The sequence below is a fragment of the Nocardioides sp. SLBN-35 genome (assembly GCF_006715725.1).
Lineage (GTDB): Bacteria > Actinomycetota > Actinomycetes > Propionibacteriales > Nocardioidaceae > Nocardioides.
The window spans coordinates 2586021-2601807 of sequence record NZ_VFNU01000001.1; the positions used below are offsets into that span (position 1 = coordinate 2586021).

Consider the following 15787-nt stretch of genomic DNA (forward strand, 5'->3'; position numbering starts at 1 on the left):
CGTCGCGGTGTGCCCAGTGGAGGAGCCCGCCGAGCCCGGCGAGAAGCAGGAGGAGGATCAGTGCGATGGTCATGGCAGAAATCATGCTCTGGCGCAGTTCCTGCCACCAGTGGCAGAAAAGACGCACTGCATTGATTATCTGCCACTCTGCTGCGAGAGTGGTCCGGTGCTGACCAACGTGGCCGTGATCGCCTTCGACGGCGTCGCTCCGTTCGAGCTGGGGATCCTGTGCGAGGCCTTCGGGATCGACCGCACCGACGACGGCGTGCCGGCGATCGACTTCGCCGTGTGCGCCGAGGACGACCGCCCGATGCGCACCTCGATGGGCTTCACCCTGCAGGCCGCCCACGGTCTCGACCGGGTCGCCGAGGCCGATCTGGTGGCGATCCCCGCGATCAAGAACGGCGATGCGTCGCCGGCCGTCCTCGACGCGATCCGCGCCGCCCACGACCGCGGTGCCCGGCTGATGTCGGTCTGCAGTGGCTCCTTCGTGCTCGGCCAGGCCGGCCTGCTCGACGGCCGCGAGTGCACGACGCACTGGATGCACACCGAGCGGCTGCAGCGCGAGTACCCGCTCGCGAAGGTGATCCCCGAGGTCCTCTACGTCGACGCGGGCCAGGTGGTCACCGGCGCCGGCAGTGCGGCCGGGCTCGACGCCGCGCTGCACATCTGGCGCCAGGAGTACGGCGCCGGCATCGCCAACATCGTCGCGCGTCGGGCCGTCGTGCCGCCGTACCGCGACGGGGGACAGGCCCAGTACATCGCCCGCGCCGTGCCCGACTGCGACGCCGACACGCTCCGCCCGCTGCTCACCTGGATCCTGGAGAACCTCGGCGAGGACCACTCCGTCGAGGCGCTCGCCAAGCGCGCGCTGATGTCGCCACGCACCTTCGCCCGCCGCTTCCGCGACGAGACCGGAACGACCCCGCACCACTGGGTCACCCGGCAGCGGGTCAGTGCCGCCGAGGAGCTGCTGGAGCGCACCGAGCAGCCGGTCGAGTGGATCGCCGGCGAGGTCGGCTTCGGCAACGCCGCGACGCTGCGCCACCACTTCGTGCGGGTCCGCGGCGTCAGCCCGCAGAGCTACCGCCGCCAGTTCGCCTGCTGAGCGGGGCGGACGTGCTGCTCCACGAGCTGCTCGACGACCCGGCGCTCGGTCTCGAGGTCCTGGTCCCCGGTGCTGTGGACCGGGAGGTGCGCATGGTGCACAGCATCGAGGTCGCCGACCCGGGGGAGTTCCTCCGTGGTGGCGAGGTCGTGCTGACCACCGGTGCCTGGCAGCGACTCGGTCAGGCGCCCGCGGCATGGGTGGACGAGGTCGCCGATGCCGGTGCGATCGCGATCGGCTTCGGCCGGCTCGCAGCCGACGACGAGGCGCCCGCCGACCTGGTGGCCGCCGCCGCGGCGCGCGGGCTGACCTGCTTCGCCGTACCCGTCGCGGTGCCCTTCGTCCAGGTGGCGGAGGTGTTCGTCGCCGCCAAGCGGGTCGAGTGGGAGGCGCCGCTGCGCCGCCAGCTCGAGCACCACGGCGCCATCGTGGCCGCGCTGCGCGCCGAACGGGGTGTCGACTCGGTGCTGCGCGTGCTGCGTCGCCGGCTCGGCATCGAGGTCGCCGTCGTCGCCGGTACGACGACCCACGGCCCGGTCCCCGAGGGCGGCTGTCCGGTCACGCTGATCGGTGAGGGGCTCGCCGACGCGTCACTGGTGCTCCCGCGCCCGCTCGCCGCGCTCGACGTCGACGTCCAGGCCGCCGTCTCCAGTGCGATGCCCTTCCTGGCGCTGGAGCTGGAGCGGGAGCGGGCGGTGCGTGCCACCGAGCAGCGCTACGCCCGGGAGGTCGTCGAGTGGATCGCCACCGGCGCACCGGCCGCGACGGTGACCGCGCGGCTCGAGGCGCTGGGTGTCCCTCTCGGCCGCATGCTGCGCTGCGTGGTCGCCCGGGGCGTGACCCCGGCTGCGGTCGCGGCCGCGCTGGCGCCGTACCTCGTCGTGGAGCGGGCCGATGACGTCGTGTGCCTCGTGGGGGACGACGTCGCCCGGGTGCCGGTCGTGGGCTATGTCGGTGTCGGACAGGCCGCTGCCGCGGAGGACCTGCGGGTCAGCCTGCTCCAGGCGCGGCACGCGGCCGACGCCCTGGTGGCACGCGGTGTCGAGGGCTGGCTGACCCACGAGGAGCTCGCCAGCCCGGCGGTGCTGCTCGCCGCACAGGACCCGGCGGTGCTGCAGGCGCTGGCCCGCACGGTGCTCGGCGGGGTGCTCGACAGCGACCGCGACCGTGGGACCGAGCTGGTCGCCACCCTGCGTGCCTTCCTCGACGGCGGCGGGCGCTGGCAGGAGACGGCCGACGCGCTGCACGTGCACATCAACACGCTGCGCCACCGGATGAAGCGCGTCGAGGAGCTGACCGGACGCTCGCTGGCCTCCACCGCCGACCGGGTCGACCTCTTCCTGGCGCTGCGCGCCCTGCCCTGAGGTGGAGGATCCTCCAACGCTGGTCGACGAGATTGGAGGATCCGACCCTGCCCTCCGGGCGTGGCATGGGTCATCCTGAACGGGCATTCAGTTTTCGACCAGGAGCGCCCGATGAACCAACCGCACTACGACGTCATCGTGATCGGCGCCGGCTTCTCCGGCCTGACCGCGGCCCGCGAGCTGGGGGAGGCCGGCCGGAGCGTCCTCGTCCTGGAGGCGCGTGACCGGATCGGCGGCTCCACCTGGTACCGCACCGACCTGCTCGGCGGCGTCGGCCTGGAGATGGGCGGCACCTGGATCGTCCCGCAGCAGACCCACGTCTGGGGTGAGGTGGAGCGCTACGGCGTACCGATCCAGGACTCGGTGCTCCCGGACCGGATGACCTGGTCGGACCACGGCAAGGTGCTCGAGACACTGCTGCCCTGCACGCCCGCGGAGTACGGCGACCTCGAGCACGCCGTGCGCCAGCTGCTCGCCGCCGGCGACCGCCTCGACTACACCCGGCCGCTGTCCGAGCAGGACCTCGCGGACCTCGACGTGCCGATCGAGGAGTGGGCCGACAGCGTCGGGATGAAGGGCAACGCCCGCGAGCTGCTGATCTCGTGGTTCTGCGGCTGCGCGAACGCGCACGAGTCGATCGGCTCGGCGCTCGACATCATCCGTTGGTGCGCCTCGATGGACAACTCGCTGTGGGGCATGGTCCAGGCCTCGGTGCTGGGCCACACCTTCACCGACGGCACCCGGTCGCTGGCCGACGCGATCCGCGCGGACCTGGCCGGTGAGCTGAAGCTGTCCTCCCCGGTGCGCTCGGTCGTGCAGGACGCCGACGGCGTGACGGTGACCTACGACGGCGGCACCGCCACCGCCGGGCGGGTCCTGGTGACGGTGCCGATCGGCGTACTCAAGGACATCGCGTGGGAGCCCGCGCTTCCCGCCGACAAGCTCGCCGCCTCGCAGGAGAACCACGCCGGCCAGGGCCAGAAGGTCTGGGCGCTGGCGACGAACGTGCCCGACGACATCAGCGGCTACGGCTGGGGCACGTCGTTCGACTACGTCGGCGCGATGCACGAGTCGCCCGAGGGCACCGTGCTCGTCTGCTTCGCGCCCGAGCACGACCGAGTCGACGCGAGCGACCTCGCCGACGTCCAGCGCGCCGTACGGGAGTACGCGCCGGACGCCGTCGTCGTGGACGCCGCCACCCACGACTGGGTGCACGACGAGTTCTCGTACGGCACCTGGGCGACCTTCCGGGCCGGCCAGTTCGCGAAGTACGAGCAGGCGCTGGCCCGCCCCGAGGGCCGGGTGCACTTCACCGGCTCGCACACCGCGACCCGGTGGCGCGCCTTCATTGACGGCGCCATCGAGTCGGGGAAGCGTGGAGCCCGCGAGATCATGGACGCAGCAGACAACCAGAGCCAGGGAGGCGCAGCATGACCGTCGGACCCGTCGACGCGACCCAGATCCCGCGGTACGCGGGGGACACCACCTTCGCGCGCCTGCCGCGGCTCAGTGACGTCGGCGACGCCGACACCCTCGTGTGGGGCGTGCCGTTCGACGGCGGCGTCTCCTACCGGCCCGGCGCCCGCTTCGGCCCGAACCACATCCGCCAGTCCTCGCGGCTGCTGCGTCCCTACAACCCCGCCAACGACAGCGAGCCCTTCGCCCGGGCACAGGTCGCCGACGCCGGTGACCTCGGCGCCAACCCGTTCTCGCTCGACGAGGCGATCGCCTCCATCGAGGCCGGCGCCCGCGAGCTGTCCGGTACCTCGCGCACCCTGCTCACCATCGGCGGCGACCACACCATCGCCCTGCCGCTGCTGCGGGTCCAGGCCGAGCGGCACGGGCCGATCGCCGTCCTCCACTTCGACGCACACCTCGACACGTGGGACACCTACTTCGGCGCGCCGTACACCCACGGCACGCCGTTCCGGCGCGCCTCCGAGGAGGGGCTGATCGACTTCACCCACGCGATGCACATGGGCATCCGCGGGCCGCTCTACAGCAAGCTCGACCTCGACGAGTCCGAGGCGCTCGGCTTCTCCGCCGTCCACGCCCGCGACTTCGTGCGCTCGCCCATCGACGACATCATCAACCGGATGCGCGAGCGCCTCGGCGACCGCCCCGTCTACGTGTCGCTCGACATCGACGTCCTCGACCCCGCCTTCGCGCCCGGCACCGGCACCCCCGAGGCCGGCGGCCTCTCCAGCGCCCAGCTGCTCGAGGTGCTGCGCGGCCTCGAGGGTCTCAACGTCGTCGGCGCCGACATCGTTGAGGTGTCCCCGGCGTACGACCACGCCGAGATCACCGGCATCGCCGCCGCCCACGTCGCCTACGAGCTGTTGTCGGTGCTGCCGGGCAAGCCCGCCTGACCCTCGTCGGCCCGGGGGCGGGACGCGGGGGTTTGTGTCGGACCCCTCGTGTTCGATCGGGGCATGGTCACCGATCGGGCGGTGGCAGACCTGAAGGGTCTGCCTGCAGTGGGGGTCCTCGACTTCGTCGAGGCTGCTCATGCTGCCCGGGTGGAGGCCGAACGCCGGATCCTGCAGGCGGCCTACCAGTGGGCGGTGCTGCACCATCCTGATCGGCTTCCTGTCTCGGATCGACGTGGCCGGACGCGTGCTCGTCGGGTCGGCGGAGCGGGCACTCCGTTGATCACCGAGCATGCGGCCGCTGCCTTCGGCGCGCGGATCCAGACGAGTCCGTACGGCGCACGCCGGCTGATCGCGGACGCGGTCGACCTGGTGCTGCGGCTGCCGAAGCTGTGGGCCGGCGTGCAGGCCGGGACGGTGCGGGTCTCGCACGCGCGATGGGTGGCTGCGGCGACCCGCGAGCTCGCCGTCGACGAAGCAGGGTGGGTCGACGGCGAGGTGGTCCAGGTCGCGGACGGCCGACTGGCGTGGTCCCGCTTCGAGCTGCTGGTCCAAGGCAAGGTCGCCGCCGCGGCGCCCGAGCTGGCCCGCGTCCGTGAGCAAGCAGCCGCCAAGGAGCGCTGTGCACGGGCCTCGCGGGTCAACCTGCACGGCATGGCGACCTTCACCATCCGCGCCGATGCCGTGACCATCGCGGGCATCGACGCCGCGGTCACGGCGGTCGCGGAGCGGTTGAAGGGCGCGATGCCCGATGCCGCGCTCAACGATCGTCGGGTCGCGGCTGCTGCGTTGTTGCTCAACCCCGCCGCCCACCGCGACCTCGACGAGGTGGACGCGACAGCGGGCCCGGTGAAGGTGCGGGCCAAGGTCTACCTCCACCTCTACGCCGACTCACCGGTCGCCCGGCTCGAGGGCCATGGACCGGTCACGGTCGGCCGGATCGTCGAGCTGCTGGCCGGCACCGCCGCGCGAGTGCAGGTGACGCCGGTCCTCGATCTTGCGGGGATGGCGCCGGTCGACGCCTACGAGATCCCCGCCCGCATGCGTGAGGCGGTCCACCTGGTCCATCCCGGCGACGTGTTCCCGTTCGCGGCCAACACCGGCCGGCGGATGGACCTGGACCATGCCGTCCCTCACGCCCAGGGCGGTCCGACGAGTGTCGACAACCTCGCGCCGCTGACGCGGACCCATCACCGGATCAAGACCCATGCCGGCTGGCACGTACGACATCCGTTCCCCGGGATCGTGATCTGGCGCGATCCCTACGGGGCTCACTACCTGGTCGATCCGAGCGGCACACGACGCATCACCGCCCCGCGGGCGGATGAGGTACCGACGCGCGCCGACATCATGGTGACGACGTTGCTGCTCGACAACGCCGCCTGAGACGCCGGTCAGTAGCCGACCAGCTTGGGTTGGGCCTCGATCGCGCGCAGCGGTTGGGTGGGCCCGTCGATGGTGACGGTGCCGGGGATGGTCTGCCAGGGTCCGGCGCCGATCTTGTAGCGGCCGGTGTAGGTGGTGGAGAGGCTGGGGCGGTAGTCGCCCTTGCGGAGGTATTCGTGGGTGATGGTGAGGGCGGGGTAGGCGGCGCCGGGTTCGGTGGTGCTGGTGGTCTGGCCGTCGCCGAAGTGCCAGGTGTAGGTGGCGGGGGTGGCTTCGAGGGTGACGGGTTGGTCGAGGAGGGTGACGGTCAGGGTCGTCGGGGTGGTTGTGGTCGTGTAGAAGTTGGTCTTGAAGTTGACCAGGGTGAGGCCGTCGGGTGGTTGGATGACGAGGGTGCCGGGGTCGAGCTTGAGCTCGGCGAAGGCCTGCTGGACGTCGGCGAGCGTCAGTGTGGGCTGCTGGTCGTCTCCGCATACAGCAACGCCGATCTCGGAGCCGGTGACGACCTCCGCGGCGCTGCACGCTGCGGTGCCGACGGCCAACGCCGTCGGTTCTGAAGGTCCGTCGCCGACGGTCGGCTCTGCCGCCCCCTTTCCCTGCTGACCCTCGCGCTCGTCGCCGGCCGCCGCCCAGAACCCACCGTCGCCTGCGCCTGTGTCGACCGGCGGCGGATGGGGAGGCGGGTCTGGCGTCGCGATCGAGAGCGCGGCGACAAGGGTTGTGGCGGCGAGATATCTGGGCATCTCAAACGACCTGCATCACGTCGAGCCGCCAGTGGTCCTCCACCCAGAGCACATCGACGACGTAGCTCTTGGTCGATGCGGCGAACTCCTCGCGTCTCCCGCTTGCCTCCACCGCAGCGTGTGCGACGTTGCTGACCTGGGTCTTCGCCTCGAAGGCGTAGAAGTTCCGATCGTCGGCTGTCAGCTGCGTCACCGAGGTCAATGAGGGCGTGTACTGACCGTCAGTGATGTGACCTCCCGCGCGATAGACCTGCTTGATCCCGTCGATGCCGGCATCACACCGCTCGCAGTTCGGCCCTGACACCTTCTTGAGCGCCTTCACATCGCCAGTGACCTGGGCGTAGTTGACCAGCTCCCAGTAGTACTCGATGAACGCCCGAGCCCCGACCTCGCTCGCCTCGGCCGCCGCAGCAGGAAGTTCCGGCTCGACCGGGTCGGGCGCGGCGGAGGTGGGTGTCTCCATCTTCCCCGTCGGGCTCCAGGTCGAGGTCGGGTCCCGTGGGGACGGGCCGTTGTCGGAGCAGCCGGCAGCAAGCAGCAGCACGGCAGCTGCGGCGGCGGCGCGGAGCGTCGTACCCATGGGTCCTCCCGAGAATTGCAGCGCCCGGACCGGGGACGCGTTCGTGACGCTATCCCGATCCGGGCGGCAGGCGCCACCAACAGGCGGCGAGCTGTGGAAAGCCCCGAAGGGCGTCCACTCAGGTGGTCACCAGGTGCGCGCCCAGACGGTGTACTCGGCGGCGCGGAGCCGGTCGAGGGCGGCGCTGGAGAGTGGCTCGGCGGCGTCGATGACGACGTAGCCGAGGCCGTCCTTGGTGGAGAGGAGCTGGTCGACGACGTTGTCGCCGGCCTCGGCGAAGGTGGCGTTGAGGTCGGCGAGGACACCGGGGACGTTGCGGTGCAGCAGGCCCAGGCGCCGGCCGGTGGGCAGCTCGGGCGGCTGGACGGCGGGCAGGTTCACCGACAGGGCGGTGCTGCCCTCGAGGGCGAAGCGGGCGAGCTTCTCGGCGACGAACCAGCCGATCTCCTCCTGCGCCTCCTGCGTGGAGCCACCGATGTGGGGCGTCAGGATGACGTTGTCGAGGCCGCGCAGCACCGAGTCGAACGGGTCGCCCTGGGCCTTCGGCTCGGCGGGGAAGACGTCGACGGCGGCACCGGCGACATGGCCCGACTCCAGGCAGTCACGCAGGGCCTCGTAGTCGACGACCATGCCGCGCGAGGCGTTGATGAACAGCGCCCGCGGCTTCATCTGGGCGAACTCGGCGGCACCGAAGAAGCCGGCGTTGCCGGGGCGCCCGTCGACGTGGAGGCTCACGACGTCGGAGATCTCGAGCAGCTCGCGCAGCGAGCGAACGCGGCGGGCGGTGCCGTGGGCCGGGCGGTCGGCGGTGTCGTAGAACACGACGTTGAAGCCGAGGGCCTCGGCGACGGTGGAGAGCTGCGTGCCGATGTTGCCGTAGCCGACGATGCCGAGCGTCCGCCCGCGCACCTCGTGGCTGCCCTTGGCCGACTTGTCCCACACGCCCTCGTGCATGCGCTGGGTCTTCTCGGGCAGGCGGCGGGCGAGCGCGATGATCTCGGCGATGACCAGCTCGACGACGCTGCGCGTGTTGGAGTACGGCGCGTTGAACACCCCGATGCCCGTGGCGGCGGCGGTCTTGAGGTCCACCTGGTTGGTGCCGATGCAGAAGCAGCCGACGGCGACGAGGTCGGACGCGGACTCGAGGACCTTGGTGGTCACGTTGGTGTTGGACCGTACGCCGAGCAGGTGGACGCCGGGGAGGGCGGCGATCAGCTCGTCCTCGGACAGGGAGCCCGCACGCAGCTCCACGTCGTAGCCGCGGGCCTCCAGGGTCTCGACGGCGGCCGGGTGGATGTTCTCGAGGAGTAGGGCCTTCACATCGGAATCCTACCGGCGCGGCGGCCCCGACCCCGCGTCAGGCCGCTGCTGTGGACACCCGCGAAAAGTCGCGATCAGGCCGGTGAGTTCCACCGTCGCCGCGAGTACGTACTCCAGAGGTACCGGCCCCGCGATCATGCCCGGCTCCCTGCGTGCTGGCCGGGCGGCCGTCTGCGACGCCATGGCGGCGGGCTTCGCCGGTCCGCTCAGAGGCAGCACCGCCGTCGACACCCGGGTCAGCCTGCGCTTCCTCGGCGCCGACGCGGTGATCGCCCGCAGCGAGGCGGGGATCCTGCTCGCCGGCGAGACCGGGCGCCCGCTGCCGTCCGGGCTGGTCCCGGAGACGGACCCGCGCAGCCCGTTCGAGATGGGGGAGGTGCCGTGGTTGCAACCGCTGCCGGATGTCCGGGTGCCGGGTGTCGACCCGGTGGTCTCGGTCAACAGCGCGCTGCTGCGCGCCCGGGCCAGCATGGCGAAGGCCGACCCGGACCGCACCCGGGAGCCGGACGCGGCCGACGTGATCATGGAGATGCCGCCGATGACCAACTGGTTCACCGGGCCGGAGAGCTACGGCGTGTTCATGGACTGGGTGTTCGCGGCCAACGGCACGCACTGGCGCACCGTCCCGGTCCGCGCCAACGGCCAGGCCGGCTTCGCGGCGTATGTGCTCCGTGACGGCCACGGTCTTCAGCGACGAGCAGGTGCTCGACGCCTTCGACCTGCCGCCGCGGCTCCCCGACCGAGATGGCGGAACCGCCCCGCACCGACACAGCGGTGAGGGGCGGTTCCGGAGCTGAACCTCGTGACTGACTCAGCTCCAGTCGACGCTGTAGTAGCGCGTCTCCTGGTACTCGCGGATGCCCTCGTGGGCGCCCTCGCGGCCGATGCCGCTCTGCTTGACCCCGCCGAACGGCGCGGAGGGGTCGGACACGATGCCGCGGTTGATGCCGACCATGCCGGCGTCGATCCGCTCGCCGAGGCGCAGCGCGTCCTGGAGCCGGCCGGCGAAGACGTACGCCGCGAGGCCGAACTCGGTGTCGTTGACCGACGCGAGCAGCTCCGCCTCGTCGGTCCAGGTGACGACCGGCGCGACCGGGCCGAAGATCTCCTCGGACAGGATCGGCGCACCGACGGGTACGTCGACCAGGATCGTCGGCGGGAAGAACCACCCCTCGGCCGGGACGGTGCCCTGCACGGCCACCTTCGCGCCGTCCGCGACAGCGGCGTCGACCAGCTTGGTGATGCCGGTGAGCGCCTTCTCGCTGATGACCGGGCCGATCTGGTTGGCCTCGTCCGCGGACGGGCCGACCTTGAGCGCGGCGACGGCAGCCGAGAACTTCTCGACGAACTCGGTGGCAACGTCGGCGTGCACGTAGAACCGGTTGGCGGCGGTGCAGGCCTGGCCGCCGCCGCGGAACTTCGCGATCATCGCGCCGGCGACGGCCGCGTCGATGTCCGCGTCGGCGGTGACGACGAACGGGGCGTTGCCGCCGAGCTCCATGCTGGAGTTGAGGACCCGGTCGGCGGCCTGGCGCAGCAGGGTGCGGCCGACGCCGGTGGAGCCGGTGAAGCTGACCTTGCGGACACGGGGGTCCTCGAGCCAGGCGGTCACGACGGCAGCGGCGTCGGTGGTCGGGACCACGTTGACGACGCCCTCGGGCACGCCGGCCTCGAGCAGGATCCTCGCCACGGCGAGCGCGGTCAGCGGGGTCTCCGCGGCCGGCTTGAGGACGACGGTGCAGCCGGCGGCCAGGGCGGGCGCGATCTTGCGGGTCGCCATCGCGGCCGGGAAGTTCCACGGCGTGATCAGCGCGGCCACGCCCACGGGGGCGTAGGTCACCAGGGTCTTGGCGTTGCCGGCCGGCGCGTCGCCGTACGTGCCCTCGCCACGGACGGCCTCCTCGCTGAACCAGCGGAAGAACTCGGCGGCGTAGGTGACCTCGGCACGCGCGTCGGCGACGGACTTGCCGTTCTCGGCGGCGATCAGGCCGGTGAGCAGGTCGGCGTCGCGGACCATCAGGTCGTAGCAGCGGCGCAGGATCTCGGCACGGACCCGGGCCGGCGTCGCGGCCCAGGCAGGGAACGCGGCGGCGGCCGCGTCGACCGCTGCGGTCGCGTCGGCGACGGTGCCATCGGCGACGGTGTCGATGACCGCGCCGGTGGCGGGGTCGTGGACCTCGAAGGTGTTCGTCATGGTGGTCTCCAGATCAGGGGTGCGGATCACGGGTAGAGGCCGCGCAGCTGGTGCGCCTGGGCGACGCGCTCGACGGCGAGGCAGGTCGCCGCGGTGCGCAGGGGTACGTCGAGGCGGGTGGCGGCGGCGTTGACCGACTCCCACGCGTCGAGCATGCGCTCGGCGAGGCGGGCCTCGACCTCGGTCTCGCTCCACCAGTACGCCTGGTTGGCCTGCACCCACTCGAAGTAGGACACGATCACGCCGCCGGCGTTCGCCAGGATGTCCGGTACGACGAGGCGGTCGGCCTGCTGCAGGATCCGGTCGGCCTCGGGCGTGGTGGGTCCGTTGGCGCCCTCCACGATCACCGCGGCGCGCACCCGGCCGGCGTTGTCGGCGCGGAGGACTCCTTCGACCGCGGCGGGGACGAGCAGGTCGACCTCGGCCTCGAGCACGTCGTCGTTGGTGATCGCCTCGGCGCCGGCGAAGCCGACGACCGAGCCGGTGGCGTCGACGTGCGCCTCGAGGGCGACGATGTCGAGTCCGGTCGACGCGAACACCGCGCCGTACTGGTCGGACACCGCCAGCACCCGGGTGCCGGCCTCGGCGAGGAAGCGGGCGGCGTACCGGCCCACCTTGCCGAAGCCCTGCACCGACGCCGTGGCTGCGTCCGGCGAGATGCCGCGCGAGCGCAGCGCCGCCAGGGCGACGTGGACGACACCGCGTGAGGTGGCGGTGGCGCGGCCACGCGAGCCGCCGAGGCTGATCGGCTTGCCGGTGGTGACGCCGAGGACGGTGTGGCCCTGCTGGACGGAGTAGGTGTCCATCAGCCAGGCCATGGTCTTCTCGTCGGTGCCGATGTCCGGCGCCGGGATGTCGCGCTCGGGGCCGATCAGCGGGCTGATCTCGCTGGTGTAGCGGCGGGTCACGCGCTCCAGCTCCGCATCGGAGTAGTTGCGCGGGTCGATCCGGACGCCGCCCTTCGCGCCGCCGTACGGAACGTCGAGCAGGGCGCACTTCCAGGTCATCCACATCGCCAGCGCGCGGACCTCGTCGAGGTCGACGTCGGGGGAGTAGCGCAGGCCGCCCTTGGCCGGGCCGCGGGAGAAGTTGTGCTGGACCCGGTGGCCGACGAACAGCTCGGTGGTGCCGTCGTCGCGGCGCAGCGGGATGCTGACGGTCACCTCGCGGCGCGGGGTGGCGAGCATCTGGTGCAGGCCCTCGTCGTACCCGAGCAGCGTGGTGGCCTCCCGCAGCTGCGTGCGGGCGTCGTTCAGCGGCCCGGTCGCGGTGGCGACGGGCTCCTGGAGCGCGGTCATCAGTTCTCCTGGAAGACTTCCGTGAGGAGGTCGAGCGCCTCGTCGAGGAGGTGGTCGGGCATCGACAGCGGCGGGAGGAAGCGCAGCACGTTGCCGTAGGTGCCGCAGGTCAGCACGACCATGCCCTTGGCGTTGGCGGCGGCGGCGACCTTCTTGGTGAGGTCGGCGTCCGGGTCGGTGCTGCCGGGCTTGACCAGCTCGACTGCGATCATCGCGCCGCGGCCGCGGACCTCGCCGATGCGGGGGTCGTTCTCCTGCATCGCGGCGAGCCGCTCGGTCATGGTCTTGCCGATGGTGCGGGCGCGGTCGACCAGGCCTTCGGCCTCGATCGTCTCGAAGACGGCGAGCGCGGCGGCGCAGGCGAGCGGGTTGCCACCGTAGGTGCCACCGAGGCCGCCCGCGTGCGCGGCGTCCATGATCTCGGCGCGGCCGGTGACGGCGGCGAGCGGGAGGCCGCCGGCGATGCCCTTGGCGGTCACGATCAGGTCGGGCACGACGCCCTCGTGGTCGCAGGCGAACAGCTCGCCGGTGCGGGCGAAGCCGGTCTGCACCTCGTCGGCGACGAAGACGACGCCGTTCTCGCGGCACCAGGCCACCAGGGTCGGCAGGAAGCCCTCGGCCGGGACGATGAAGCCGCCCTCGCCCTGGATGGGCTCGATCACGACGGCGGCCAGGTTGCCGGCGCCGACCTGCTTCTCGATGACGTCGATCGCCCTGCGGGCCGCCTCGACGCCGTCGAGGCCGCCGTCGCGGAAGGGGTAGGACAGCGGGGCGCGGTAGACCTCGGAGGCGAACGGGCCGAAGCCGCTCTTGTAGGGCATGCTCTTCGCCGTCATCGCCATGGTGAGGTTCGTGCGGCCGTGGTAGGCGTGGTCGAAGACCACGACGGCCTGCTTGCCGGTGGCCGAGCGGGCGATCTTGACGGCGTTCTCGACCGCCTCGGCGCCGGCGTTGAACAGCGCCGAGCGCTTCTCGTGGGTGCCGGGGGTGAGCTCGTTGAGCTTCTCGGCGACGGCCACGTAGCCCTCGTAGGGGGTGACCATGAAGCAGGTGTGGGTGAACTCGGCGACCTGCCGGGTCACGGCCTCGACCACGCGCGGCGAGCTGTTGCCGACGGTGGTGACGGCGATGCCGGAGCCGAGGTCGATCAGCTGGTTGCCGTCGGCGTCGACGAGGATGCCGCCACCGGCCGCGACGACCTGGACGGGCAGGCCGACGGCGACGCCGGAGGCGACCGCCTTCGCCTTGCGGGCCGCGAGCTCCTGCGAGCGCGGGCCGGGGATAGCGGTGACGAGGCGTCGCTCCTGGGTGATGCCAGGGCCGCCGGAGGTGTGCCCGGAGGTGGTGTCGGTCATGAGTACGACGGTAGGACCGCCCGGCCTGTCCGGCCATGCTCGATCTGCACAATCTTGCTCGACTGATTGTGCAACAATGTCACCGTGGTGACGGTGGCCGACCTGGTGGCGATGCCTGGCCTGGGCCTGCGCCCGGCCGAGGGCGCCCCGGCGCTCGACGGGCCGGTCCTGCGCTGGGTCGCGACGAGCGAGCTGGCCGACCCGACGCCGTACCTCGAAGGTGGGGAGCTGCTGCTCACCACCGGCCTGGGCACCCGTGGGTGGAGCCGGGAGTGGGCGTCGTACGTCGACCGGCTGGCCGACGCCGGCGCCGCGGCTCTCGGCCTCGGCACCGGGCTCACCCACGACCGGCTGCCGCCGGCCCTCGTCGCCGCCTGCGCGGCGCGCGGGCTGGTGCTGCTGGAGGTCCCGCGGGCCACGCCCTTCGTCGCCGTCTCCCGCGCCGCGGCCGAGCTGCTCCAGGACCAGGAGGCGGCCACCACCCGCCTCGCGCTCGACCTTCAGCGCCGCCTCACCCGGGCCGCGCTCGGCCTCGACCTGCGCCCGCTCGTCGAGCGGCTGGCCCAGCTCCTCGACGCGAGCGTGGCGCTGGTGCAGCGCGACGGGGCACCGGCCGAGGGGCCGCTCGGCGCGCACCCCGAGACCCTCGACCTCGACCTGGTCCGGGGCGAGGTCGCCGGCATCAAGGGCCAGGGCCTGGGCGCCGTCTCCACGACCACGCGCGCCCGCGACACCACCGTCGTGCGCCCGATCGGCCTCGCTGGACGGCCCGAGCTCTACCTCGCGGTCTGCCTGCCGGGTGGTCTCGACGAGCCGCAGCGCTCCGCGGTCAGCACCGCGGCCGTGCTGCTCAGCCTGGCCGTCGAGCGCCGCGCCGAGCGCCGCGCCGCCGACCGCCGGCTGCGCGGGCGCGCCCTGGAGCTGCTCTGCGCCGGGGACCTGCGCTCGGCCGAGGTGCTGCTCGACGCCGCCGAGGGCGGCCGGTCGGTGCCCGAGCGGCTGCGCGTCGTACGGATGACCGGGCCCGAGGAGACGCTCGGCGACGTGCTCGAGCGCCTCGAGGACGACCTCGCCGACGAGGGCGTGCTGGCCGGCTTGCTCGACGGCGAGCTGGTGGCGGTCGCCGTGCCGTCGCGGATCGGGGCCGTCCTCGCCCGGGCCGGCGGACTGCGGGCCGGCGTCGGGCGGGCGGTGCCGGCACAGGACGGGCGCCGTGGCGCCGAGACCGCCGGCCACGCCCTCGACCGCACCACCGCGGCGAGCCCGGTCCGGCGCTGGGAGGAGGTCGCCGACGCCGGTCCGCTGGCGCTGGTGCCCGAGGCCCTCGGCCATGAGTACGCCGCCGCCTTCCTCGCGCCCCTCGACGACGAGCACCGCACCACGCTGGCCGCCTTCCTGCGCCACCACGGCTCCCGCGGCGCGGTCGCCGACGACCTCGGCGTGCACCGCAACACCGTGCGCAACCGGCTGGCCGAGATCGAGCGGCTGACCGGGCTCGACCTCGACGACCCCGCCGCCCGGGTGGGTGCGTGGCTGGCGCTCGAGCTCGCGGCAGGTCGGTGACCGGAGCCTTTGCTGGACAGCAGCCGAGGAGTCGGGTGACCATCCGGTCATGACACGCTCGGGTGTGCTGTGGAGTGCCGTGGCTGTGCTCGTGGTGGCCGTCCTGGGTGTCGCCGGCTGGCGGCTGTTCCGCGCCGACTCGTCGGACGTTGCCGAGGACCCGCCGCGGCGGCTGCAGACCGTCCCCGCCGGCGCGCCCATCACCTGGGACCACCTGAGCGTCGCGGCCGAGGACCGCCTCGTCGTCGGGTACGGCGGCAGCGCCTGTCAGGAGTCCAACGGCAACCTGGTCGAGGAGCACCCCGACCGCGTGGTCATCACCGCGTATGCACAGGACTCGGCGCAGATGTGCATCCTCGTGCTCGAACGCTATGAGATGACCGTCGAGCTGGCCGCGCCGCTGGGCGAGCGCGCGGTGTACGACGGTGCCTGCCTCTCCCAGACCGAGGATGTGGGAGCCGGAGCGGCCCCGGACCCGCGGTGCCTGCGCACTCCCGCCTGATCACG

At 72.5% G+C, this 15787-nt stretch carries 14 protein-coding genes; 8 read left to right on the plus strand and 6 right to left on the minus strand.

Annotated elements, in window-relative coordinates; translation table 11 throughout:
• Positions 1-166 precede the first annotated feature (166 nt).
• The 5 genes from FBY23_RS12520 (at position 167) to FBY23_RS12540 (ending at position 6227) form a co-directional block, all read left to right on the plus strand.
• A complete protein-coding gene (locus FBY23_RS12520) occupies positions 167-1108 on the plus strand; it encodes a helix-turn-helix domain-containing protein (protein ID WP_141798445.1) in 942 nt (313 codons plus the stop codon).
• 11 nt (positions 1109-1119) lie between these two features.
• Positions 1120-2472 (plus strand): PucR family transcriptional regulator, encoded by a 1353-nt coding sequence (locus tag FBY23_RS12525; RefSeq protein WP_141798446.1) that lies wholly within the window; start codon positions 1120-1122, stop codon positions 2470-2472.
• Positions 2473-2583: 111 nt separating this feature from the next.
• Positions 2584-3906 (plus strand): NAD(P)/FAD-dependent oxidoreductase, encoded by a 1323-nt coding sequence (locus FBY23_RS12530; protein ID WP_141798447.1) that lies wholly within the window; start codon positions 2584-2586, stop codon positions 3904-3906.
• A complete protein-coding gene (speB, locus tag FBY23_RS12535; protein WP_141798448.1) occupies positions 3903-4841 on the plus strand; it encodes an agmatinase in 939 nt (312 codons plus the stop codon). Before FBY23_RS12530 ends, speB begins: the two co-directional genes overlap by 4 nt.
• 279 nt (positions 4842-5120) lie before the next feature.
• A complete protein-coding gene (locus tag FBY23_RS12540; RefSeq protein WP_141798449.1) occupies positions 5121-6227 on the plus strand; it encodes an HNH endonuclease signature motif containing protein in 1107 nt (368 codons plus the stop codon).
• 8 nt (positions 6228-6235) lie between these two features.
• Here the strand turns inward: FBY23_RS12540 and FBY23_RS12545 are convergent, their stop codons facing one another.
• The 3 genes from FBY23_RS12545 to serA form a co-directional block, all read right to left on the minus strand.
• Positions 6236-6769 carry a PKD domain-containing protein gene (locus FBY23_RS12545; protein ID WP_141798450.1) on the minus strand — a complete coding sequence of 178 codons (534 nt, stop codon included), beginning with the start codon at positions 6767-6769 and terminating at the stop codon, positions 6236-6238.
• 202 nt (positions 6770-6971) lie between these two features.
• A complete protein-coding gene (locus tag FBY23_RS12550) occupies positions 6972-7550 on the minus strand; it encodes a DUF6318 family protein (RefSeq protein WP_141798451.1) in 579 nt (192 codons plus the stop codon).
• 126 nt (positions 7551-7676) lie between these two features.
• Positions 7677-8870, minus strand: a complete 1194-nt coding sequence (gene serA / locus FBY23_RS12555; RefSeq protein WP_141798452.1) for a phosphoglycerate dehydrogenase — start codon at positions 8868-8870, stop codon at positions 7677-7679.
• A 136-nt stretch (positions 8871-9006) separates the two neighbouring features.
• Between serA and FBY23_RS12560 the strand changes: the two genes are divergently transcribed.
• Positions 9007-9648 carry a hypothetical protein gene (locus FBY23_RS12560; protein WP_160158227.1) on the plus strand — a complete coding sequence of 214 codons (642 nt, stop codon included), beginning with the start codon at positions 9007-9009 and terminating at the stop codon, positions 9646-9648.
• A gap of 33 nt (positions 9649-9681) precedes the next feature.
• Here the strand turns inward: FBY23_RS12560 and FBY23_RS12565 are convergent, their stop codons facing one another.
• The 3 genes from FBY23_RS12565 to gabT are packed head-to-tail and all read right to left on the minus strand — an operon-like array spanning position 9682 to position 13717.
• Positions 9682-11064 (minus strand): NAD-dependent succinate-semialdehyde dehydrogenase, encoded by a 1383-nt coding sequence (locus FBY23_RS12565; protein ID WP_141798454.1) that lies wholly within the window; start codon positions 11062-11064, stop codon positions 9682-9684.
• Between the two features lie 26 nt (positions 11065-11090).
• The gene (locus FBY23_RS12570; protein WP_141798455.1) at positions 11091-12362 is read right to left on the minus strand and encodes a Glu/Leu/Phe/Val dehydrogenase; all 1272 of its coding nucleotides are present in this window, start codon (positions 12360-12362) and stop codon (positions 11091-11093) included.
• Positions 12362-13717, minus strand: a complete 1356-nt coding sequence (gabT, locus tag FBY23_RS12575; RefSeq protein WP_141798456.1) for a 4-aminobutyrate--2-oxoglutarate transaminase — start codon at positions 13715-13717, stop codon at positions 12362-12364. Before gabT ends, FBY23_RS12570 begins: the two co-directional genes overlap by 1 nt.
• An 84-nt stretch (positions 13718-13801) precedes the next feature.
• Between gabT and FBY23_RS12580 the strand changes: the two genes are divergently transcribed.
• Positions 13802-15280, plus strand: a complete 1479-nt coding sequence (locus FBY23_RS12580; RefSeq protein ID WP_141798457.1) for a PucR family transcriptional regulator — start codon at positions 13802-13804, stop codon at positions 15278-15280.
• Positions 15281-15329: 49 nt separating this feature from the next.
• Entirely contained in the window at positions 15330-15782 is a 453-nt protein-coding gene (locus FBY23_RS12585; protein WP_141798458.1) for a hypothetical protein, read from the plus strand.
• Positions 15783-15787 lie beyond the last annotated feature (5 nt).